This is a genomic window from Rugosimonospora africana, assembly GCF_016862975.1.
GTDB classification, from domain to species: Bacteria; Actinomycetota; Actinomycetes; order Mycobacteriales; family Micromonosporaceae; genus Rugosimonospora; species Rugosimonospora africana.
On record NZ_BONZ01000013.1, the window covers coordinates 192,299 to 214,441 of the forward strand.

Consider the following 22,143-nt stretch of genomic DNA (forward strand, 5'->3'; position numbering starts at 1 on the left):
CCGTTGCGAGGGGTGGTGCGCGGTGCAGGTACGCGACGCGATGACCAAGTCTGTGCTGGTGGTCGGGCCGGATCACACCATCAGGCAGGTCGCCAGGCAGATGGCCGATCGCCGGGTGGGTTCAGCCGTCGTTCATGATCCGGACGCCGAGGGCTTCGGCATCATGACCGAACGGGACATCCTGTACGCGATCGGTCGCGGCCTCGATCCGGACACCGAACGGGCGGCCAACCACCTCACCTGGGAGGTCGTCTACGCGACCCCGGAGTGGACGCTGGAGGACGCTGCCGCGGCGATGGTCCGGGGCGGCTTCCGGCACCTGGTCGTCATCGAGGGCGGCGAGGTTCTCGGCGTGATCTCGGTGCGCGACATCCTCCGGGTCTGGACCCAGCACCGGATGCCCGTTGCAGCACCTTGACAGGCCCGGTTACCATGACCCGCCGCCGAACCGGGGCAAACGCCTCCGTAGCATACGGGCATGACTCCCGAGCAGCTCATCTCGTTCGCCCGTGGCGCACCGTCCATCGACATCATCGACGTCGCCGGGCTGAAGGCCGCCGCTGGCCGCGCGTTCGACGCCGACCCGGTCGGGATCACCGCGTACGGGACCTCGGTCGGCTACGGTCCCCTCCGCAAGTGGATCGCCGACAAGCACAGCGTCGCGCCGGAGCAGGTGCTGATCACGAACGGCTCGCTCCAGGCTGACGCGTTCCTCTTCGACCACCTGGTCAAGCCCGGCGACGCCGTCGTCGTGGAGAAGCCGACCTACGACCGGACGCTGCTCGGCCTGCGCAACCTCGGAGCGGAACTGCACCAGGTGAGCCTCGACGAGGACGGCCTGAACGTCGACGAGCTGCGTGCCCTGCTGGAGTCCGGCGTACGCCCCAAGTTGGCGCACGTCATCCCGAACTACCAGAACCCGGCCGGCGTGACCCTGTCCCTGGCCAAGCGCCGGGCACTGCTGGACCTGGCCAACCAGTACGGGTTCACCATCTTCGAGGACGACCCGTACGCCGAGATCCGGTTCCGCGGTGACGCGCTGCCACCCATGTTGTCGATGGATATCGCCGGCGACGCCGGCCAGCGCGGTGTCGTGGTGCACGCGTCCAGCTTCACCAAGACGGTGTGCCCCGGCGTCCGGGTCGGGTACCTGGTCGGTCCGACCGAGATCATCGGCGCGATCGCCCGTACCGCCACCAACCTGTACATCTCCCCGGGCCAGGTGTCCGAGGCGATCGTGTACCAGTTCTGCGCCTCGGGCGACATCGACCGCTCCATCCAGACGGTCTGCGCCGCGCTCGGCGAGCGCGCGCGAGTGCTCGCCGCCTCGTTGCGCGAGCACATCCCGGGTGTCCGGTTCACCGAGCCCGACGGCGGCTACTTCCTGTGGATCGACCTGCCCGAGGAGGTCGAGGTCGACCTGGTCGTACCCGAGGCGGCCGCCCGTGGGGTGGCCGTGGTCAAGGGCAGCGACTTCCTGCTGGAGGGCGGCAACCACTCGCTCCGGCTCGCGTACTCGGCGGTGACCGTGGACCAGATCGACGAGGGCGTACGCCGGCTGGCCGATGCGATCCGCGCGGTGGCGAAGCAGAACTGACCCGTACCCCGGTGAGCAAACTGTCGGGTTTCTGACACGAAGCCGACTTGCTGGAGAGGTTCCCTCGTCAGCTCCGGATGGATCAAAATCCACCCGGCGTATCTATCCGCCCCAAGGCATAACCCCCCGCCCCCCAACGGCACCGGGTGGGCCGACCGCTCCCCCCACCCCCACCTGCGGCCGGTCCGCCCGGTGCCACCTCTATGGGCGTAGCTTTGCCCCGAGCCCCTGGAGGTTGGTGATGTCGGAGCAGCGTGATCAGCGTGAAGTCGGCGGGCTGTCGCGAGCCTTGACCGCGGTGACCCGGCGGATGCTGGGCGCCAATCGGATAGGTGACGATCATCCGCATCTGCACCATGAGCACAGCAGCGCGATCGTCGACTGCGGCCTGTATGTTGACGGTCGCCGCCAGCCCGGGCACTGGCACTACCCAGAGGCGTTGGCCGCGGCGAGGCGCCGGGAAGACGCCTTCGTGTGGCTCGGGCTGCATGAGCCCGAGGAGTCGGAGTTCGCCGACATCGCGTCGGTCTTCGACCTGCACGAGCTGCCCGTGGAGGACGCGATCAAGGCGTTCCAGCGGCCGAAGATCGAACGGTACGGCGACATGGTCTTCGCCGTGCTGCGCACCACACGTTATGTCGAGCACACCGAGCTGACCGAGTACTCCGAGGTGGTGGAGACCGGCTCGGTGATGATGTTCATCGGCGACCACTTCGTGATCACGGTCCGGCATGGCGCCCCGATCGCGCTGAGCGGCGTGCGGCACGATCTGGAGGACAAGCCGGATCTGCTGGCCCGGGGACCGTGGGCGGTGGCGCACGGCATCTACGACCGGGTCGTCGACTCGTACGTGGACTGCGCCAACGCCGTCGAGCTGGACATCGACGCGCTGGAGGAGAGCGTGTTCGGCCGCCAGGGCCAGGGCCGCATCCAGCGCATCTACCAGCTCAAGCGGGAACTGGTCGAGTTCCGGCGCGCGGTGGTCCCGCTGCAACGGCCGGTGGAGTCCATCGTGGCCGGCCGGATGCCGGAGGTACCCAAGGAAGTGCGCCGGTACTTCCGGGATGTCGGCGACCACCTGACCCGTACCGTCGAGCAGGTCCAGTCCTTCGACGAACTGCTCAACTCCATCCTCCAGGCCCGCCTGGCACAGGTGAGCGTCGAGCAGAACAACGACATGCGCAAGTTCGCGGCCTGGGCCGGTATCGCGGCGGTGTGGACCACGGTGGGTGGCATCGAGGGGATGAACTTCGAGTTCATGCCGGAACGGAACTGGCGCTACGCCTATCCCGCGATGCTGCTGCTCTGCCTGGCCGTCACGGCGGTGCTGTACCGCTTCTTCCGGAAGAGCGGCTGGCTCTAGCAGTCTCCGGCGGCTCGGCTACCTCTCCGGCCACCCGGCCGGCTCTCCGGCGGCTCGGCGGGCGAGCATGCCGCACCGGGCCCGAGCCGTGCCCGGACCCGGTGCGTGCGGCGTCAGCCGCGGCTGTTCTTGGTGGCCGTGCCGGCCTTGTCCGCGGTGCCTTCCGGACCCTGGCCGGGCCGCGGCGGCGCCGGATCCTTGCCGTTGCCGAGCTGGTCGCTGGGCGCGGTGGCCGTGTCACCGCCGCTGGTCTTGCCGGCGGCCATGTCCATCGCCGAGCGGGTGGAGTCGAGCACGGCCTGAGCCTGGTCGCCCGCCATGCTGTAGCCGCCCGATTCGTACTCTTCCCACCGGGAACGGCTGCGACGGCGGGCGGCCATCGCGCCCACCGCGCCGGCGGCCACGCCGACCGCGAGCAAGCCCACCATGATTCCCGTGCGCTTGCCGGACATCCGCGACGTCTTCTTCTTGGTCATCTTCTTCCTTGCCCGAGCGGCGGTCTTCCGGCCGGCCTCGGTCGCACCGGTACGAGCCGCGTCCATCAGTGGCGTCAACGCCGCCACCGTAGTGTCCCAACCCTGGGACGCGACATCGCGTACCCGGTCGGTGCCCGGACCGACCAGATCCATCGCCGAACTCAACTTGGGACCGACCGCCGCACCGACACCGTCCGCGGCGTGTGTGGCGGCCTGGCGGAGGTGATCGAACCCCTCGCCCAGTTCGGCACGCGCCATCTCGCCGTGGGTCCGGCGCCTGGCCTGGCTCCGCTTCAACACGTGTCCCACCTCCTGCGGGCATCGATGGCCGTAGGGCGATGCCCCACTCGACATACTGCCCTTTCCGAGGGCGTCGCGCGGGTGGAACGGACAGATGGCAGGATTGCCAACAGATCAGATCACGGAAGTGAGGAGCATTCGCGTGAGCGTCGCGATTCTGCACACCAACGCCGGACCCATCCGGATCGAGCTGTTCGACAACCACGCCCCGAAGACGGTGCGCAACTTCGTCGAACTCGCCGAGGGGACCAAGGCGTACACCGACCCGCGCACGGGTGCCCAGGGCAACGGCCCGTACTACGACGGCACCATCTTCCACCGGGTCATCAGCGGCTTCATGGTTCAGGGTGGGGACCCGACCGGCACCGGCCGCGGCGGCCCCGGATTCCAGTTCGGCGACGAGTTCCACCCGGAGCTCCAGTTCGACCGCCCGTACCTGTTCGCGATGGCGAACGCCGGTCCGGGCACCAACGGCTCCCAGTTCTTCATCACCGTCGGCCCGCAGCCGCACCTCAACCGCAGGCACACGATCTTCGGCGAGGTCACCGACAACGACAGCAAGAAGGTCGTCGACTCGATCGCCACCGCGCCCACCGCTCCCGGCGACCGCCCGCTTAACGATGTGGTCATCGAGCGGGTAGAAATCGAGCGCTAACCTCGTGGCATGACGAACGTCCTTCCGACCGGTGTGCCGGTCTGTTATCGGCATCCCGGTCGGGAGACGTACGTCCGCTGTACCCGCTGCGAGCGTCCGATCTGTCCGGACTGCATGCGATCGGCCTCGGTCGGGCACCAGTGCCCCGAGTGCGTGGCCGAGGGCCGGCGCACCCAGCGGCCGACCCGCACCGCCTTCGGCGGCGGGGTAAGCGGTCGCCGGGGCTACGTCACCATCGGCTTGATCCTGATCAACGTGGTGATGCTCCTCATCTCCCTGGCCTCCGCGAAGAACGGCGCCCACGCGCTGGGCGGCCAGGGCTTCGCCGGGCTGATCGGCGGCGACACCCCGCTGCTCGACAAGCTGGGCGTGATCGGCGAGGTCAAATTCAGCCAGAACGGGCCGGCCGTGCCGTTCGGCGTCGGTGACGGGCAGTATTACCGCCTGTTCACCGCCATGTTCATGCACTTCGGCATCCTGCACCTGCTGATGAACATGTACGCGCTGTGGATCCTCGGCCGGACGCTGGAGAGTTTCCTCGGGCCGGTGCGGTTCCTCGCCCTGTACCTGGTCGCCGGGCTGGGCGGCAACGTCGCGGCGTACCTGTTCCAGCCGGCCGACCTGTCGGCGGGGGCGTCCACCGCGCTGTTCGGCCTGTTCGCGGCGCTGTTCCTGGTACTGCGCCGGCTCGGGCTCAACGCGACGTCGGTGCTCCCGGTCATCCTGATCAACCTGGTCTTCACGATCAGCGTCCCCGGCATCTCGATCGCGGGACACCTGGGCGGTTTCGTGGTCGGAGCGCTCGCCGGTGCCGGACTGGCGTACGCGCCCCGCCAGCGGCGGAGCCTGGTCCAGGCAGGGGCACTGGTCGCCATCGTCCTGGTGCTGCTTGTCCTGACGATCTACCAGACGGGCCACATCAGGGGTTGAGCCCGTCGCCTCTTCGGCTGGAGGCTGCTCGCCCGTCGCCGCTTCGCCCGGAGGCCGCTCAGCTCGGCCGCAGGCGATCGAGCGCGTCGGCGACATCCTGCGGGTGCGCGCTCAGGTCGTACGAGCTGAGCAGGTACAACTGCTCGCTACCGTCGATCTCCAACAGGTTGGACCGGGTACCGAACCGGCGGCGCTGATCGACCCGTACCTGCTCGATCTCGTCCCAGGACAGCCGGTGGCGCGCGGCGTACCCGGAGACCACGGTCACTCCCTCGCCGTCCGCGAACAGCCGGACCGGCGCGATCACGTCGCGCAGCGCATACACCCCGAGGATCACGGCGGCGAGTCCGGCGAACGCGACCGTGGCCCGGTCCTCGTGAAACCCGAGCGCGACCAGCGCGAAGATCACAAAGCCGACCACCTTGACCGCGAGGAGCCGCCCGTCGACCCGGTAGCTCAGGGAGTCGACCGGCGCGGGGGGCTCGCCGTCCCGCGACTGCTCTCCCCACCGCTCGCCGCGCCGCGCCCGTTCGGGGCCGGGCTCATCCGGCATCGCCGCACCACGAATCTCCACGGGCCAACGGTAGCCGCGCGACGGCCCGCCCGTGGGGCGTGGCCGTGGGGGCCGCGGTACAGCGCCGGCAGCGGGCGCCCGACGGCCGACGCCTCGCCCCCGAACCGGCGTGACCGGGCGGTGCCCCGGCGCCCGGAGAGCGACCCTGCCGGCGGCTGGGGGCCCGGGGGTAGCATCGGGCGCAGCCGAAGCTACTGAGGAGTAACAGATGCGCGACGCGATGATCGTGGGAGCCGTCCGGACTCCGGTCGGACGGCGCAAGGGTGGCCTCGCGCAGGTACACCCGGTTGACCTGTCCGGGTACGTGCTGCGCGCGCTGGCCAGCCGCACCGGCTTCGACCCGGCCGATGTCGACGACGTGCTCTGGGGGTGCGTGTCGCAGGTCGGCGACCAGGCGTGGAACGTGGGGCGCAGCGCGGTGCTCGCCGCCGGCTGGCCCGAGTCGGTTCCGGCCACCACGATCGACCGGCAGTGCGGGTCGAGCCAGCAGGCCGTGCACTTCGCCGCCGCCACCGTACTGTCCGGCCAGGCCGACCTCGTGGTGGCCGGCGGGGTCGAGTCGATGACCCGGGTGAGCATGGGTTCGTCGGCCGGCACCGGCAGCCCGTTCGGCCCGCTGGTCCGGGCCCGTTACGCGGGCACCGAGGGCTTCGAGGACGGCGCGGCCATCCCGTTCAACCAGGGCGTCGGCGCCGAGCTGATCGCGCGGCGGTGGGGTCAGTCCCGCAGCCAGCTCGACGAGTACTCGCTGGCCAGCCACCAGAAGGCGGCGGCCGCGCAGGACGCCGGTGAGTTCGACGGCGAGATCGTGCCGGTCGAGGTGCCGGCCAGCGACGCCGCGACCGCGGTGGCGCAGTCGAGCGGCCGGGAAAACGAGTTCATCATTCGGCGCGACGAGGGCATCCGGCGGGACACGTCGCTGGCGAAGCTGGGCGAGCTGCCCACCCCGTTCCGGCCGGGCGGCGTGGTCACCGCAGGTTCGGCGTCGCAGATCTCCGACGGAGCGGCGGCGCTGGCGGTCACCACGTCCGACTGGGCTGCGGCGCACGGGCTGACTCCGCTGGCCCGGATCCACAGCGCGGTCGTCGCCGCGGACGACCCGGTCACCATGCTCACCGCGCCGATCCCGGCCACCGCCAAGGCGCTGCGGCGCTCCGGCCTGAGCATCGACGACATCGACGTCTTCGAGGTGAACGAGGCGTTCGCGCCGGTACCGCTGGCGTGGCTCACCGAGACCGGGGCGGATCCGCGGCGGCTGAACCCGCGTGGCGGTGCGATCGCCCTGGGTCACCCGCTCGGCGGCTCCGGCGCCCGGATCATGACCACCCTGCTCGCCCAGCTCCGGGACCGGGGACTGCGGTACGGGTTGCAGACCATGTGCGAGGGCGGCGGCATGGCCAACGCGACCGTCATCGAGCGGCTGCCGGCCAGCTGATCGGCGGGGTGCGCGCCGTGGTTGAAAGGTGAAACCGGCCCGACCAGGGTGTTTCCCCAGAATTCATTCACCCGCCACACCGCACCGCACCTTGACATGCGTCGTTGAAACAGGCATGGATCTGTTCGCACGGACGTTCCTACCTGCCGCCGGCGACGCCGGCCTGTCCATGCCGACCATCAGCCGGCACATCCCGATCTTCCGTCGCTGCATCGGGCCCAACGACGCCGTCCTGCTGGTGAGCCGGTGCGTACGTCCCGACCGGCCGCTGGCCGGGGAGCACCTGCTCGTACTGAGCCGCGGTCGGCTGGTGGTGACCCACGAGGGTCGGCTCGCTCACCGGATCCGGCTGCACCTGGACGCGCCGATCCACGAACTGTCGTACGTGACCTGGGCACCGGACCACCGGGTGTCCTCGCTGGAATTCGCCGCCACGGCGATCGACGGCATCCGGGAGCGGTTCTGGATCAAGGCACGCCACCCGAAGGCGATGTCGATGCTGGAGGCGACGTTCGGGTACGTCTTCCACGCCCGCCCCGGCGGTGCCGCGCCGGCCGGCTCCACCCACTCCACGGGTGGCCTCGCCCCGGTCGCCTGACCTGCGGTCCGTACATTTCCCTGACCTGATCCGTACGTCGGGTTGATCCGCGATCCGCCATCATTGGCGGGTGATCGAGCAGACGCCCGCGGGCAAGGGGCTGGTCCTCGTCGTGGAGGACGAGCGGCCGATCGCCGACCTGGTCCGGATGTACCTGGCCCGGGAGGGTTTCGGGGTCCAGGTCGAGCAGGACGGAGCGGCCGGGCTCGCCGCCGCCCGCAGAGTCCGGCCGGTCGCCTGCGTGCTCGACATCGGGCTGCCCGGCATGGATGGCACGGAGATCTGCCGCCGGCTGCGCGAGTCCGGCGACTGGACACCGGTGATCTTCCTGACCGCCCGGGACGATGAGGTCGACCGGATCGTGGGCCTGGAGTTGGGCGCCGACGACTACCTGACCAAGCCGTTCAGCCCGCGTGAACTGGTCGCCCGCGTCAAGGCGGTACTGCGGCGCACCGCCGGGCCGCCGGAGGGCGCGCGTACCCGCCAGGTCGGCCCGGTACTGCTCGACCCGGAGCGCCGGTCGGTGCGCGCCGGTACCGAGCCGGTCGCCCTCACCCCGACGGAGTTCGACCTGCTCGCCCACCTGATGAACCGGCCCGGCCGGGTGTTCAGTCGGGAGGAGTTGCTCGCCTCGGTCTGGGGGTACGCCGCCCACGCCGGTACCCGCACCGTGGACGTGCACGTGGCCCAGGTTCGGGCGAAGCTCGGCCGGTACGGCGGCGTGATCCGCACCGTCCGCGGCGTGGGTTACACCGCCGATGCGTAACCTGCTGCGCACGCTGACTGCTCGGGCCGTTCTCGCCGGCTGCCTGGTGGCCCTGGTGTCGGTGATCGTCACCGCGCTGGTCGCGATCCCGCTGGCCGTCCGGGCGGCAAACCGAGCCGAGCGCTCCGGCCTGGCCAACCAGACCGAGATCGTGGCCGCCGCCATCGACCTGCGGCCGGGCAGCGCCGCGAATCTCGTGCGTGACCTGCACGCTCAGAACATCGACGTCTATGTGGTCCGCGCCGGCCGGCCAGACCGCACCGCCCTGCCGGCCCGCTTCGTCACGGCGGTCACATCCGGCCGGCCGGTGAGCGGGACGGCACTGGTCGGCGGCAAGCGGGTCATGGTCGAGGGTCGCCCGCTGCCCGGTACCGGCAACGGGGTGATCCTCACCCAGCGGGCGGGCACCCGTACCGCGCCGGAAGTGCTGCAACGGCTGTACCTGGCGCTGGTGGCCGGGCTCGTCGCCGGTGCCCTGGCCGGCGCGCTGCTGGCCCGCAGGCTGGCGCGGCCGATCCGGCACGCGGCCGGCGCGGCCGCCCGGCTCTCCGCCGGGGACCGGTCCGTGCGCGTGGAGCCGGAGCCCCCGATCGAGGTCGAGGAGTTGGCGCACGCCCTGAACGAACTCGGCTCCGCACTGTCGACCAGCGAGAGCCGGCAGCGGGAGTTTCTGCTGTCCATCTCGCACGAGCTGCGCACCCCGCTGACCACTCTCAAGGGATACGCGGAGGCTCTGTCGGACGGGGTGATCGGGCCGGACGGCGTCGCCCGCACCGGTCAGCTCATGCTCACCGAGGCCGAGCACCTCGACCGCCTGGTCTCCGACCTGCTCGCGCTGGCCCGGCTGGACGCGGTGGACTTCCCGCTGTCCGTCCTGCCGGTGGACCTGACCGCGCTGGTGGACGAGGCGGCACAGGCGTGGGCCGGGCGGTGCGCCGGGGTCGGCGTGGTGCTGAGGACCGACCTGCCGCACGGCCCGGTCCCGGTGCCGACCGATCCGGGACGGATCCGCCAGGTGATCGACGGGCTGATGGAGAACGCGCTGCGCGTCGTGCCGCCGGGCGCACCGGTGGTGCTGGCCGTCTATCCGCCGGTACCGCCGGGGTTCGCGATCATCGAGGTACGCGACGGCGGGCCGGGGTTCACCGACGCGGATCTGGCGGTCGCCTTCCAGCGTGGCGCGCTGCACGAGCGGTACCGGGGGGTGCGCAAGGTCGGCTCGGGGCTCGGCCTGGCCCTGGCGGCCGGCCTGGTACGCCGGCTCGGCGGCACGATCGAGGCCGGCCACGCGCCCGAGGGCGGCGCCCGCTTCACCGTACGGTTGCCGGTTTACCAAACCCGTACATCGCGCTGATCCGGCGCACGTACCCGGCGTCGATGCTGGTGGGCGTACCCAGCCGACAGGGAGGAACCATCCGATGAAGGTGCGCGTCGCACTGGTCACCGTGGCGTTGGGCGCGGTTGCCGCGATCGGGCTGACCGCCTGCGGGCAACCGGGCGCCACGACCACAGCCGACTCCAGCACGGCCATGACTCCGGAAGCCTCGGCGCTGTCCGAACTGGGCTTCTCGGCACAGGACCTGACGCTGGTCGACGACCCGTCGCCACTGGTCGACGACCCGTCGCCGAGCCCGAGCGGCCATCCGGGACCGGGCTCGCGGGCGCGGGCCAAGCACCCCGCTCTCCGCGCCCTGACCATCCGCCGGGCGCTGGCGAGGAACGTGGAGCACGGTGAGGTCGTCGTGAAGACGAAGGACGGCGACAAGACGATCGACGTCCAGCGCGGCACGGTGACCGCGATCAACTCCACCACGGTCACCGTGAAGTCTTCCGACGGCTTCACGCTGACCTGGACGTTCGGCAGCCCGATCCGGGTGATCGAGCACCGTAGCTCGGTCCAGCCGCAGAACGTGGCGGTCGGCGCGGACGTCGGCGTCGCCGGTACCAAGTCGGGCAGCACGGTGACCGCGTCGCTGCTGGTCATCGCGAAGAGCGGCTGACCCTCGCCGGGTCGCGTCCGGTGTGGTGGCCGCCCCGCGCGCCACCGCGCCGGACCTTCGCAGCCTCGCCCGACGTTCGCAGCGCCGCCCGCCCGTGTCCGCCGCTCGCACCCGGGCCGGTCGGGCCGGCTCAGCCGCGGGGCGCCTCAGCTACGCAGCTCGGCCACGCAGCACTTGACGCTGCCGCCGCCCTTCTTCAGCTCGGTCAGCTCCACCAGCCGCGGCAGGTACCCGGCCGCCGCGAGCCGGTCCGCCAGCGCGGTCGCCTCGCTGCTGAGCACCACGTTACGGCCGTCGCTGACCAGGTTCAGGCCGAACGCCAGGGCGTCGGGCTCCGACGCCAGTACCGCGTCCGGGAACAGTTGGCGCAGCACCGCCTGTGACGACGCCGAGAACGCGGCCGGGTAGTACGCGATCGTGGTGTCGTCGAGCGGCGCGAGCGCCATGTCCAGGTGGTAGAAGCGCGGGTCCACGAGCCGGAGCGAGATCACCGGCCGGCCCAGCACCTCCTGCGCCTCGGCATGGGCGGTCGGCTCGGTGCGGAAGCCGTACCCGGCCAGGATCAGGCCGGGACCGGGGACGTAGGTGAAATCGCCCTCGCCCTCGTTGATCTCGGTCGGTGCGACGAAACGCCACCCGGGCTCGTCCTGGATCGCGTAGAACGCCTGGTGCGCGGCGGCTTCGGCGGCTCGCTGCGGGTACCGGAACCGGGCGCCGTACACCGTCCCGTCGACCGAGAAGGCGCCGTTCGCCGCGTACACCATGTCGGGCAGCCCGGCCTGCGGCGTCAGGACGTGTACCCGGTGTCCCAGTTCGACCAGCGTCTCCCGCAGCCGTTCCCACTGCTTGCCGGCCAGGTCAGCGTCGACCGGGGACGTGGTGTCCATCCACGGGTTGATCGCGTACTTGACCGTGAAGTACGCCGGTGGGCACATCAGGTATGTCCTCGGCATGATCCAAAGCGTAGGTACGCTCGAACAAGCGAAACAGCCGGAAGGCTTGCGTGAAAGGAGCGATCCGTTGCAGATCGACGCGGTAGACCAGCGGATCATTGCGTCCCTCGCGGCGGACGCCAGGGCCACGTACGCGGACATCGGGGCCCAGGTCTCGCTGTCCGCGCCGGCCGTCAAGCGCAGGGTCGATCGCCTGCGCGCGGGCGGGGTCATCAAGGGCTTCACCGCGGTCATCGACCCGGCCGCGGTCGGCTGGACGACCGAGGCATTCGTCGAACTGTTCTGTACCGGGCGGACGACGCCGGCGCAGATCGGCGCCGCGGCCCGGCGGCACCCGGAGGTGGTCGGCGCGTACACGATCTCCGGCGAGGCCGACGCGCTGGTGCACCTGCGGGCGGCGGACATGGCTCACCTGGAGCAGGCGCTGGAGCGGCTGCGCGCGGAGCGCTTCGTCACCTCGACCCGAAGCATGATCGTCCTGTCACGCCTGGTCGACGGCGTGCCATCCGCCGCCGGACCGGCCGGCACCCCGGCGAAGCCGGCCGCCACCCGGTCACGCTGACCGCGGACACGGCGCCGGCGGCTCACCGGCATCGCGGGACCGGACGGAACCGGGACCGGACCGGCGGCGTCGAAGGGGCATGGATGTCAACCGGGGTATCGCGGGCAGGATCCGTCCCCTCATGGCCGGCGCCGTGGCCGCCGGGCTGCTGCTGACCGGGTGCGACGCCGGTGGGGCGGCGCACCGGACCTCTCCCGTGCCGGTCGGCACGTTCGCCCTGGTCGGCTTCGGCTCCTGCGCCGATCTGCTGGCCGGGCTGCGCGCTGCGGCCAACGCCAGGGTGACCGCGTACGGGTTGGGTGGCGCGACGCCGGTGTTCGCCGGCGGCGGGCCGGTGCCCGACGCCGTGGCGGCCGGCAGCGGCACGAACGCCGGTGGGCCGGTCGCCGGCAGGGCCGACGCCGCGGGCGGGACGAGCGCCGACGCGGCTTCGACTCCGGCATACTCCGGCACCAACACGGCCGAACCCGGGGTCGACGAGCCGGATCTGGTCAAGACGGACGGGCATCGGATCGTCGTGATCAGTGACGGGGTACTGCGGGTGATCGACGCCGCGAGCCGCAAGGTCACCGGCAGCCTCCCGCTCGGCGAGCAGAACGGGAACGGCACCGGCACCGGCTCCATCGGCGGCTTCGACGACATCGGGTACGGCAGCGGCGGCGACGCCGGCCTCCTGCTGGCCGGCGACCGGGCGCTCGTGTTCACCCGTACCGGCGGGATCGACGACATCACCGGACCGGCACTGCTGCTGGTCGACCTCGCCGGTCAGCCCAGAATCGTCGGCTCGTACGCGATCGACGGAAACTTGGTCGACGCGCGGCAGGTCGGCGCGACCGTGCGGGTGGTCGTGCGCTCCGCGCCCCGGATCAACTTCCCGCGCCTCGACAACGCGACCGACGCGCAGCGGCTGGCGGCCAACCACGCCGCGATCGACAAGTCGGGGCCGGCCGACTGGCTGCCCGGGTACGCGGTCACCACGGGCGGCAAGACCACCCGGGGTACCGTGCCCTGCGACGCGGTGAGCCGACCGGCCGAGTACTCGGGGTCGTCGATGCTGACCGTGCTCACCTTCCCGTTGGGCACCGGATCAAAGGGCACCGGGGCAACGGGCACCGCACCCACGGGCACCGCGTCGCTGGGCACCGGGAACCCGGTGACCGTGGTCGCCGACGGGACGACCGTCTACTCCAACGGTTCCAGCCTGTACGTCGCGGGCGACAACCGGTGGCGCCTCATGCAGCCGATGATCGCCCTGCCGTCTGGCGGCCCATCGGTACGGCCGTCGCCGCCGCAGCAGCGCACCGAGCTGTACCAGTTCGACACCGCCGGTACCGGGCGGCCGGGCTTCGTCGGTGCCGGTTCGGTGCCCGGGTACCTCATCAACCAGTACGCGCTGTCCGACTGGGGCGGCAACCTGCGGGTGGCCACGACCGAGGGGGACTCCTCGGCGGTGTACGTGCTGCACCGCTCGGGCTCGGCGCTGCGGACCATCGGGAAGGTGGGCGGCCTCGGCAAGGGAGAGCGGATCTACGCGGTCCGGTTCGACGCCGGCATCGGGTACGTGGTGACCTACCGGCAGACCGATCCGCTGTACGCGGTCGACCTGCGCGATCCGGCGCACCCATCGCTGAGTGGCTCACTGGACATCGACGGGTACTCGGCGTACCTGCATCCCATCGACGGCGACCGGCTCATCGGCGTCGGGCAGGCGGCCGGCCCGGACGGCCGGATCCAGGGCGCGGCGGTTTCGCTCTTCGACGTCTCCAACCCGGCCGCGCCGAAGCGGCTCACCCAGTACCGGGTCCGCTACGGCCACTCCACCGCCGAGTTCGACCCGCACGCGTTCCTGTACTGGCCGGCGACCGGTCTGCTGGTGCTGCCGATGACGACGGTGAACGTGGGGCCGCTGCAGAAACCGCGCGGGCCGATGCCGCCGGTGGCCAAGCAGACCGCCGGTGCCGTCACGCTGCACGTGACCGCGAACGCGATTCGCGCGCTGGCCACCGGTAGCGTGAGCCACGAGAACCAGCCGATCAGCCGCTCGCTGGTCGTCGACCGTACACTGTGGACGGTCTCGGCGAACGGCCTGGCCGCGTACGACCTCTCGTCGCTCGCCGCGCAGGCGTGGTTGCCGTACTGATCAGAGGTACATGCCGGTGTGCTCGCCCTCGGCACCGGCCGCCTTCTCGTCGCCGAAGAAGCGCTTGCCGCCGAACTCGCCGGCCAGCCGGTCGTCGAGTTCGTCGGCTAGCCCGGTCATGACCTGTACCGCCAGCATCAGGTGAGTCGCCTGGAAGTCGCGGCCGAACACCGGCACCGAGGCCCACACGGTGTCGTCGGTGCAGTACAGCCGCCCGATCGGCATGCGGTTGGTCAGCTCGGACAACCGCACGTACAACTGCTCGGTCGGGCGCACCTCGGTCAGTACCGGTGAAAAGACATCGACCAGCGGCGGGTTGTCGCGCACCCGCACGAAGACCATCGCCGAGCCGGCCCGGATTCCGATGTCGCCGTCGCCGTCCACCTGCAGGAGTTCGGGTTGGGTCTTGAGCAGCCCGGCGACGACCGCGGCGACCCGGTCACCGAGCGGCAGGTCGATGTTGCGGGCGGCCGAGCCGGTCCCGGACAGCACCCGCGCCTCCGCGCCCTCGTCGGTCGCGGCGCCCGCGTCCGGACCCTCGCCCAGCAGCACCGGACGGGCCGTACCCAGCGGGCCGACGGGCAGCGGCTTGTCGTCGTGACCTCTCGCGGCGTAGGTGACGAACGCCGGGTGCGGGGCTCCGTAGATGTCGCGCAGCGTACGGGTGACGATCACCGCGATCCGGGTGGCTTCGGCCGCGGTGCCCGAGTATCCGAAATCGTCGCCGGAGCCGGCCATCACCCCGGGCGGTGACCAGCCGAGCGCGACCAGGTCGGCCACCTGGCCACGGTCGAGGCGGTAACCCGGCGGAAGCGTCGAGTTACTGACAGCGAGAGCCCCGAGCCTCCCCCCGTCGTTCGACTGCACGGTGACCGCGTAAACCGCGTCGCCGGTACCGGAGGCGGTCGGGTCGAGGGTCAGCTCCAGCTGAGTACCGGGTGGCATTTCCGGCGCACAATCGGCCAGCGCCTTGGCGAAGTCCCGCCAAGCGTCGGTGACCTTCGACTTGAGGTCGGCATTCACCGCGAGGTCATCCAGCAGGGCTGCCTCTGGTGGAGTTTCAGCCGACATCTCGTCTACCTCCTACACGCCCCGCTCCTGCACGCGACGCATCACTGTCCGGTTGGCGAGCCGGCCGGTCCAGGGACGGTTCGGCCCGCTCGTCGCGCCCACCTTAGCTCCCTGGCCCGCCAGCGCTCCGCCCATGCCGAAGCTGCCTGGCCTGCCAGGGTTCCGCCGCGCGAAAGCTGCCCGGCCCGCCCGCGCTCCGCCCATGCCGGAGCTGCCTGGACCGCCCATGCCGAAGTGAACAGGATCTGGACGCTCCGCTCTCGCCGACTATGGTCGGAAGCATGGTCCGTAAAGCGCCGCGCGAGGACACCGGAGACGAGAATCTGACCGTTCGCCGCCCGGAACGCAGTGCCGCCGGGGTCGGCGGGGTCATTCACGGGCTGGCTCCCGGGCTGGCCCAGATGGGCGTCCGGCGATCCGCCCGTACTCTGCTGAAGCTCAACCAGGTCGGCGGGTTCGACTGCCCGGGCTGCGCGTGGCCGGAGCCCGCACCGGGCAAACGGCACCACGCGGAGTTCTGCGAGAACGGTGCCAAGGCGGTGGCCGAGGAGGCGACCCTGCGCCGGGTCACCGCCGAGTTCTTCGCCGCGCATCCGGTGTCCGAACTGTCCGAACGCAGCGATCACTGGCTCGGCCAGCAGGGCCGGCTCACCACACCGATGGTGCTGCGACCCGGCTCAACGCACTACGCGCCGATCTCCTGGGACGACGCGTTCGAGCTGGTCGGCTCGACGCTGCGCGGGCTCGACTCGCCGGATCAGGCCGCCTTCTACACCTCCGGCCGCACGTCGAACGAGGCCGCCTTCCTGTACCAGCTCTTCGCCCGGGCCTACGGCACGAACAACCTCCCGGACTGCTCCAACATGTGCCACGAGTCGTCCGGCGTCGCGCTGACCGAGACGATCGGCATCGGCAAGGGCTCGGTCACCCTCGACGACATCCACCGGGCATCGCTGCTGGTGGTTGTCGGCCAGAACCCGGGGACCAATCACCCGCGCATGCTCACCGCGTTGGAGACCGCGAAGCGCAACGGCGCGAAAATCATCGCGGTCAACCCGCTGCCGGAGGCCGGCCTGCTGCGCTTCCGCAACCCGCAGCGCCCGTCCGGGGTCATCGGCGACGGCACCGCGCTCGCCGACCGGTACCTGCAGATCCGGGTTGGTGGGGATCTGGCTCTGTTCCAGGCGTTCGCCTCGCTGCTGCTCGAGTGGGGCGCGATCGACAAGTCCTTTGTGGACACCTACACGTCCGGCTTCGCCGCCTACCGCGCGGACTTGGAGGACCTGGACTGGGCGGACGTGCTCACGGCGACCGGGCTGAGCCGGGAGGAGATCGTCGAAGCGGCCCGGATGCTGGCGATGTCGGACGCCACCATCGTCTGCTGGGCGATGGGCCTGACCCAGCGCCGGGACTCGGTACCGGCGATCCGTGAGATCAGCAACGTCCAGCTGCTACGCGGCATGGTCGGCAAGCCGGGTGCGGGGTTGTGCCCGGTGCGTGGGCACTCCAATGTCCAGGGCGACCGGACCATGGGCGTCTGGCACGAGACGCCGAAATGGCTGCCGGCTCTGGCGTCGCGGCTGGACTTCGAGGTGCCGGCCCGTCGCGGGTACGACACGGTGGAGACGATCCGGGCGATGCGCGAAGGCGCGGTACGCGTGTTCTTCGGGCTCGGCGGCAACTTCGCGGCGGCGACGCCGGACACCGAGGTCACCCGGGCGGCCCTCGCGGCGTGCGAGCTGACCGTGCACGTGTCGACGAAGCTGAACCGGTCGCACACGGTACCGGGCCGGACCGCGCTGATCCTGCCATGCCTCGGCCGTACCGAGCGGGACGCCCAGCGCTCCGGCGACCAGTTCGTCACGGTCGAGGACTCGATGTCGGCGGTGCACGCGTCGCATGGCACGCTGCGCCCGGCCTCCGAACACCTGCTCTCCGAGGTGGCCATCGTCAGCCGGCTGGCCCGCGCCACCCTGCCTGGGTCGACGATCCCGTGGGCAGCGTACGAGGACGACTACCGGGCAATCCGGGAACAGATCGCCGCGGTGGTACCCGGCTTCGGCGACTACGAGGCCCGGGTCGCCACCGGCGCCGGATTCACGCTGCCGCACCCGCCCCGGGACCGGCGACAGTTCCCGACGGCGTCGGGGCACGCGAACTTCGTGGTCAACCGGCTGGAGGTCACTGAGATCCCGGCCGGGCGGCTGTTGCTCCAGACGGTTCGGAGCCACGATCAGTACAACACCACGATTTACGGACTAGACGATCGATACCGGGGAATTCACAATGGGCGTCGCGTGGTCTTCGTGAACCCGGACGACCTCGCGGCACTGGGTATCGACGACGGCACGCTCGTGGACATCGTGTCCGAGTGGACGGATGGCAGCGAACGGCGGGCGACCGGCTTTCGGGTGGTCGGCTACCCGAGCGCGCGCGGGTGCGCGGCCACCTATTTCCCGGAGGCGAACGTGCTGGTACCGCTGGAGTCCACTGCGGAGCGGTCGAACACGCCGGCCTCGAAGAGCATCATCGTCCGCCTCGAACCGGCGCCTGTCGGCCCCGTCGTCGGATCGGCGTCCTCGTCCTCGTCGGCGACGAGCACGCCGGCCGGGCCTGCGTGAGGTACGCCCGGCTCGTCTTCGCCTTCGCCACCTTCATCCTGATCGGCGTCGCCTCGGGCGCCTCGGGCGTGTTGATCCCCAGCCAGATCGCTGACTACCGGGTCGACAAGGTCACCCTCGGAATGATGTTCTTCACTTTCTCGGCCGGCTATGTGCTGTCCGGGGTGGCGAACGGATCGCTGATCCGGTGGTTGGGCGCACGCGGCCAGCTGTCTCTGGGCGCGGCCGTGTTCGTGGGCCTGTCGTACGCCATCGGAATGCGACCGCCGAGCTTCGCGCTGCTGCTGATCGCGAACCTCGGGCTCGGATTCGGTACCGGCATCCTCGACGCGGGCCTCAACGCGTACCTGACCACGCTGCCCGGGCACACTCCGCTGCTGAACCTGCTGCACGCCTTCTTCGGCGTCGGGGCGCTGATCGGGCCGGTACTGGCGACCGGCCTGCTGCACGATCACCGGCCCTGGCAGGACGTGTACCTGCTGCTCGCGATCGCCGGGGTGGTGTCGCTCGTCGGATTCCTGGCGCTGTTTCCCCGCCGGGCCGCCCCGGTCGCCGAGGATGACCAGAGCGCGCCGTTGGGCGCGGCCCTGCGGCGCCTCGCGGTCTGGTTGGCCGCCGCCTTCCTCTGCCTGTACGTGGGCATCGAGGTCACCGTCGGCAACTGGAGCTTCAGCCTGCTCACTCAGCAGAAGGGGGCGGGCGAGTTGCTCGCCGGGTACGTGGTCAGCGGGTACTGGCTGGGCTTGACGCTGGGCCGGTTCCTGCTGAACGCGGCCGCCACCCGGGCCGGGATCGGCGTGCTGGGAATGATGTACGGCTGCCTGGCCGGAGTCGGCGCCGCCACTGTGCTCACCTGGCTCGGGCCGGGCGACGTGGTGGTCATGATCGGCTTCGGGCTCATCGGGTTCTTTCTCGGCCCGGTGTTCCCGACTACGATCGCCGTGCTTCCCCGACTCGTCCCGGTCCGGCTGGTACCGACGGCGGTGGGCCTGCTGGTCGGCGCGAGCGTGATCGGTGGCGCGGTGTTCCCGTGGCTCGCCGGTGCCCTGGCGCAGGGGCTGGGGTTGGGCTCGTTGCTGCCGTACACGCTGGTGCTCTCCGCGCTGTTGCTCGCCGTGTGGACGACGATCGGGCGCCGGATGGGATCAGTCCCGGGACCAGGAGCCGGCGAGGTCCTTGATGACGGCAGCGGCCTGCGCCGGATCGGCGCCGCGGCCGACGGCCAGGCCCAGTAGGTACGCGGTCAGCGGTGCGGCCGGGCGCATCACCCCGTGCGCCACGTCCCGAGCCAGGTCCAGGACCAGGTTCACGTCAACCGGGTCGAGGTGCAGCGCTTCGCGGACCGAATCGGTCCAGTCGTCGAGTGCGGACATCAGGTCCATTCCTCCGCGCGGTGAAGGTCGTCGGGTTCATCGCAGTCGTACCACGGCGGCGGCCCGCCGGTACCGGCCGACACCTCGCCGATCCGCAACCCGGCGAGCAGTACCCGCAGCGGTACCCCGGCTAGTCGCACGCCCCCTGTCGCCGTCTCCGCAGGCGTCGACGCCAGTCGAGCGCCCCCGGTCGCCGTCTCCGCAGGCGTCGACGCCGGTCCGATCCGGGCGAGCGCGTTTCGTAACGAGCCGGTCCGCCAGACGCCGCACAGCGTCTGGCGCTTCCCGTCGCCGTCGAGGAACACGACGCCGTCGAGACACTCGACGCCGCTCCCGGTCGGGGTGGACGCGGCCAGAGTGACGCGCAGAGTGTGGATCGCCGCTCGGTCGAGGAACGGCAGGTCGGCGGCGAGAAGGACGACTGTGTCAGCCGTGACGGCAGCGAGCCCGGCAGCGGCGGCGGCGACCGGCCCGCCGCCCGGGGGCTCCTCCCGTACCCGCCGCACCCCGTCGGGTACGTCCAGGGTGGGTGGGCCGACCACGATCCGGTCGACCGCGTCCGGTACGGCGTCGAGAACCCGGTGCAGCATGGGCCGTCCACGCACCGTGAGCATCGGTTTGTCGACACCGCCGAACCGGCGGGCGGCACCGCCGGCCAGGATCACGGCAGCGTAGGGATCCACGCACCCGACGCTACCGGCCGCCGGGCCCGCTGCGGGAGCAGCCCGGCCGCGAGCGAGGCAGGGGTGGCCCGCTGCGGGAGCAGCCGGGCCGTGAGCGGGGCCGGGGTGGCACGCTGCGGGGGCAGTCCGGCCGCGAGCGAGGCAGGATGGAGGCATGGCAAGGGTCACGGCGCGGCGCAGCATTGTGCGCATCGACACGTCAACCGGGCAGCAGAGCCGGCGCCCCGACTCCCTGGCGGCCGAGGAGCCGCTGGAGATCCGGGTGGACCACTCCGCGCTCGCGGTCACCATGCGTACCCCCGGCAACGACATCGACCTCGCTCTCGGGTTCCTGCTGACCGAAGGGATCATCGGGTCCGACGACGACGTGCACACCGCGCAGCTGTGCGCCGGTACCGACACCCCGAACACGTACAACGTCGTGGACGTGAAGCTCACCCCCGGCGTACCACCGCCGGTGACCGACCCGAGTCGCAACTTCTACACCACCAGTTCCTGCGGCGTGTGCGGCAAGGCGAGCATCGACGCCGTCCGGACCCGGTCGCGGTTCGCCGTCGACCAGGACTCGGCCAAGATCGAAGCCAGCACCCTGGTGACCCTGCCGGACACGCTGCGCAAGGCCCAGCGCACCTTCGAGGCGACCGGAGGGCTGCACGCCGCCGGTTTGTTCACGACGGACGGCCAGCTCGTGGTGATCCGGGAGGACGTGGGCCGCCACAACGCCGTCGACAAGGTGGTCGGGTGGGGCCTTCGGGAGCGGCGGCTCCCCCTGGACGGGCACGTCCTGTTGGTCTCCGGACGAGCGAGCTTCGAGCTGGTGCAGAAGGCGTCCATGGCCGGCATCCCGATCATCGCCGCGGTCTCGGCTCCGAGCACGCTCGCCGTGGAGCTGGCCGATGAGGTCGGGCTGACCGTCGTCGGTTTCCTGCGCGGGTCGACCATGAACGTCTACACCCGCCCCGACCGCATCGGCTGAACTCCGCGCGTCGCCTCCCACGCCTGTGGCGGCAACCCGCCCGCCACCACCTCCGCGAGCAGCCGCGCCAGCGAGTAATCCGGGTCCACGGTCAGCGCCCGCTCCAACGCCATCGACGCGATCACTCCGTCGCCGGCCCGCCAGGCGGCGAAGGCGAGCAGGGTCGCGGGCGCCACGCTCAGCTCCGTCTCGGCCCGGCGCAGGACCTCGGTCCACAGGCCGACGTGCACTCCCAGGTCGCCGTCGACCGCGTCCCAGGCGTGATCGCGAACCGGCAGATAGACCAACACCACGGTCAACCAGGCCAGCTCGTCGTTGTCCAACGGGCCGCCGGACCGCTGGCGCTCGATCGCGGCGTCGACCGCCGCGACACCCGCGCCGCGGAGGGCATCGCACGGGTCGACCGACGACTCGACCAGCTCGACCAGCCGCCGGTCGGCCCCGGCCGTGGCCCGGGACATGTCGGCCCTGGTCAGCCCGCCGATCGGCGCGAGCCGGCGCTGCACCGCGGCCCGGGAAGGCAGCGCGACGTGCCCGGCGACCACCGCGGCGGCGGCCACCGGCCCGGTCACCGGATCGAACGGCGTGCCCTCGGGCGGGCAGCAGTCAAGTGAGTCGCAGACGTAGGACCAGTAACGGCCGTCGGTGACGCGCAGCACGTCGAGCACGTTCACCTGCACCGCCGCCAGTGCCCGATCGATGGCCAGCACGCCGGGGGTGACCTCGGCGGCCGGGCCGTAGCCGACGATGATCACGTCGGTCACCTGCTGCCGGGTCACCACCGCGGCGTAGTAGCCGGCCAGATCGGCGGCACCGAGCAGATCACCGCGCACCTGGAAGACCATGCGGCCGCGGCGCAGGCCGAGCAGCACGACGCTGTCGGAGGGATGGAACCCGAGCAGGTACGGAACCATGCTCAGGATGTCGGCGGTGCTACGCAGAGTCAGGGGCGAGGCCATGCGGCCAGAGTGGCGAATCCGGCCAGAGATCGGAAGAGGCGAGTTCCAGCCTGTGGACGACACCCGGGTTATCCACAGGCCGACTACGTTTTCCCACGTCGGATGGGGTGC

The 22,143-nt window shown here is 71.2% G+C and carries 22 protein-coding genes; 15 read left to right on the forward strand and 7 right to left on the reverse strand.

Annotated elements, in window-relative coordinates:
* Positions 1–22 precede the first annotated feature (22 nt).
* The 3 genes from Raf01_RS06610 to Raf01_RS06620 all read left to right on the forward strand — a co-directional run bounded on the left by Raf01_RS06610 (position 23) and on the right by Raf01_RS06620 (position 2,960).
* Positions 23–418: a CBS domain-containing protein gene (locus Raf01_RS06610; protein ID WP_203916821.1), complete on the forward strand. Its 396-nt coding sequence runs from the start codon at positions 23–25 to the stop codon at positions 416–418.
* A gap of 60 nt (positions 419–478) precedes the next feature.
* A complete protein-coding gene (locus Raf01_RS06615) occupies positions 479–1,597 on the forward strand; it encodes an aminotransferase-like domain-containing protein (protein WP_203916822.1) in 1,119 nt (372 codons plus the stop codon).
* Positions 1,598–1,838: 241 nt separating this feature from the next.
* Complete coding sequence (locus Raf01_RS06620) at positions 1,839–2,960, forward strand: magnesium and cobalt transport protein CorA (RefSeq protein WP_203916823.1); 1,122 nt, start codon at positions 1,839–1,841, stop codon at positions 2,958–2,960.
* A gap of 113 nt (positions 2,961–3,073) precedes the next feature.
* On the opposite strand, the gene Raf01_RS06625 is transcribed toward Raf01_RS06620, so the two are convergent.
* Positions 3,074–3,736, reverse strand: coding sequence for a hypothetical protein (locus tag Raf01_RS06625; protein WP_203916824.1), 663 nt, complete (start codon positions 3,734–3,736; stop codon positions 3,074–3,076).
* 142 nt (positions 3,737–3,878) lie between these two features.
* On the opposite strand from Raf01_RS06625, the gene Raf01_RS06630 reads away from it, so the two are divergent.
* Positions 3,879–4,391 carry a peptidylprolyl isomerase gene (locus Raf01_RS06630; protein WP_239133420.1) on the forward strand — a complete coding sequence of 171 codons (513 nt, stop codon included), beginning with the start codon at positions 3,879–3,881 and terminating at the stop codon, positions 4,389–4,391.
* Positions 4,392–4,400: 9 nt separating this feature from the next.
* On the forward strand, positions 4,401–5,321 hold the full coding sequence (locus Raf01_RS06635; RefSeq protein WP_203916826.1) for a rhomboid family intramembrane serine protease: 921 nt from the start codon (positions 4,401–4,403) through the stop codon (positions 5,319–5,321).
* Positions 5,322–5,379: 58 nt separating this feature from the next.
* Here Raf01_RS06635 and Raf01_RS06640 read toward each other — a convergent pair whose 3' ends face one another.
* Positions 5,380–5,895, reverse strand: coding sequence for a PH domain-containing protein (locus tag Raf01_RS06640; RefSeq protein WP_239133421.1), 516 nt, complete (start codon positions 5,893–5,895; stop codon positions 5,380–5,382).
* A 208-nt stretch (positions 5,896–6,103) separates the two neighbouring features.
* Between Raf01_RS06640 and Raf01_RS06645 the strand changes: the two genes are divergently transcribed.
* The 5 genes from Raf01_RS06645 (at position 6,104) to Raf01_RS06665 (ending at position 10,694) form a co-directional block, all read left to right on the forward strand.
* Positions 6,104–7,330, forward strand: a complete 1,227-nt coding sequence (locus Raf01_RS06645; protein WP_203916827.1) for a thiolase family protein — start codon at positions 6,104–6,106, stop codon at positions 7,328–7,330.
* A gap of 115 nt (positions 7,331–7,445) precedes the next feature.
* Positions 7,446–7,928 (forward strand): hypothetical protein, encoded by a 483-nt coding sequence (locus Raf01_RS06650; protein WP_203916828.1) that lies wholly within the window; start codon positions 7,446–7,448, stop codon positions 7,926–7,928.
* 73 nt (positions 7,929–8,001) lie between these two features.
* Positions 8,002–8,694: a response regulator transcription factor gene (locus Raf01_RS06655; RefSeq protein WP_239133451.1), complete on the forward strand. Its 693-nt coding sequence runs from the start codon at positions 8,002–8,004 to the stop codon at positions 8,692–8,694.
* Complete coding sequence (locus tag Raf01_RS06660; RefSeq protein ID WP_203916829.1) at positions 8,687–10,048, forward strand: sensor histidine kinase; 1,362 nt, start codon at positions 8,687–8,689, stop codon at positions 10,046–10,048. The genes Raf01_RS06655 and Raf01_RS06660 overlap by 8 nt, the downstream gene beginning before the upstream one ends.
* Before the next feature lie 64 nt (positions 10,049–10,112).
* The gene (locus tag Raf01_RS06665; RefSeq protein WP_203916830.1) at positions 10,113–10,694 is read left to right on the forward strand and encodes a hypothetical protein; all 582 of its coding nucleotides are present in this window, start codon (positions 10,113–10,115) and stop codon (positions 10,692–10,694) included.
* A 146-nt stretch (positions 10,695–10,840) separates the two neighbouring features.
* Here Raf01_RS06665 and ddaH read toward each other — a convergent pair whose 3' ends face one another.
* A complete protein-coding gene (gene ddaH, locus Raf01_RS06670; protein WP_373319477.1) occupies positions 10,841–11,647 on the reverse strand; it encodes a dimethylargininase in 807 nt (268 codons plus the stop codon).
* 67 nt (positions 11,648–11,714) lie between these two features.
* Between ddaH and Raf01_RS06675 the strand changes: the two genes are divergently transcribed.
* A complete protein-coding gene (locus Raf01_RS06675) occupies positions 11,715–12,209 on the forward strand; it encodes an Lrp/AsnC family transcriptional regulator (RefSeq protein ID WP_203916831.1) in 495 nt (164 codons plus the stop codon).
* A gap of 121 nt (positions 12,210–12,330) precedes the next feature.
* Positions 12,331–14,349: a beta-propeller domain-containing protein gene (locus Raf01_RS06680; RefSeq protein ID WP_239133422.1), complete on the forward strand. Its 2,019-nt coding sequence runs from the start codon at positions 12,331–12,333 to the stop codon at positions 14,347–14,349.
* On the opposite strand, the gene Raf01_RS06685 is transcribed toward Raf01_RS06680, so the two are convergent.
* Positions 14,350–15,420, reverse strand: coding sequence for a T3SS (YopN, CesT) and YbjN peptide-binding chaperone 1 (locus Raf01_RS06685; protein ID WP_203916833.1), 1,071 nt, complete (start codon positions 15,418–15,420; stop codon positions 14,350–14,352).
* Between the two features lie 281 nt (positions 15,421–15,701).
* On the opposite strand from Raf01_RS06685, the gene Raf01_RS06690 reads away from it, so the two are divergent.
* Positions 15,702–18,041: an FdhF/YdeP family oxidoreductase gene (locus tag Raf01_RS06690; protein WP_203916834.1), complete on the forward strand. Its 2,340-nt coding sequence runs from the start codon at positions 15,702–15,704 to the stop codon at positions 18,039–18,041.
* Positions 18,038–19,276 (forward strand): MFS transporter, encoded by a 1,239-nt coding sequence (locus Raf01_RS06695; RefSeq protein ID WP_203916835.1) that lies wholly within the window; start codon positions 18,038–18,040, stop codon positions 19,274–19,276. The genes Raf01_RS06690 and Raf01_RS06695 overlap by 4 nt, the downstream gene beginning before the upstream one ends.
* On the opposite strand, the gene Raf01_RS06700 is transcribed toward Raf01_RS06695, so the two are convergent.
* Both Raf01_RS06700 and mobA read right to left on the reverse strand, forming a co-directional pair.
* Entirely contained in the window at positions 19,187–19,414 is a 228-nt protein-coding gene (locus tag Raf01_RS06700) for a DUF6457 domain-containing protein (protein ID WP_203916836.1), read from the reverse strand. The genes Raf01_RS06695 and Raf01_RS06700 overlap by 90 nt on opposite strands.
* Positions 19,414–20,097, reverse strand: a complete 684-nt coding sequence (mobA, locus tag Raf01_RS06705) for a molybdenum cofactor guanylyltransferase (protein WP_203916837.1) — start codon at positions 20,095–20,097, stop codon at positions 19,414–19,416. The genes Raf01_RS06700 and mobA overlap by 1 nt, the downstream gene beginning before the upstream one ends.
* Positions 20,098–20,251: 154 nt before the next feature.
* Between mobA and fdhD the strand changes: the two genes are divergently transcribed.
* Positions 20,252–21,073 carry a formate dehydrogenase accessory sulfurtransferase FdhD gene (gene fdhD, locus Raf01_RS06710; protein WP_203916838.1) on the forward strand — a complete coding sequence of 274 codons (822 nt, stop codon included), beginning with the start codon at positions 20,252–20,254 and terminating at the stop codon, positions 21,071–21,073.
* Here fdhD and Raf01_RS06715 read toward each other — a convergent pair.
* Positions 21,046–22,032, reverse strand: a complete 987-nt coding sequence (locus Raf01_RS06715; RefSeq protein ID WP_203916839.1) for a DUF4192 domain-containing protein — start codon at positions 22,030–22,032, stop codon at positions 21,046–21,048. The two genes, fdhD and Raf01_RS06715, sit on opposite strands and share 28 nt — an antisense overlap.
* Between the last annotated feature and the right edge of the window lie 111 nt (positions 22,033–22,143).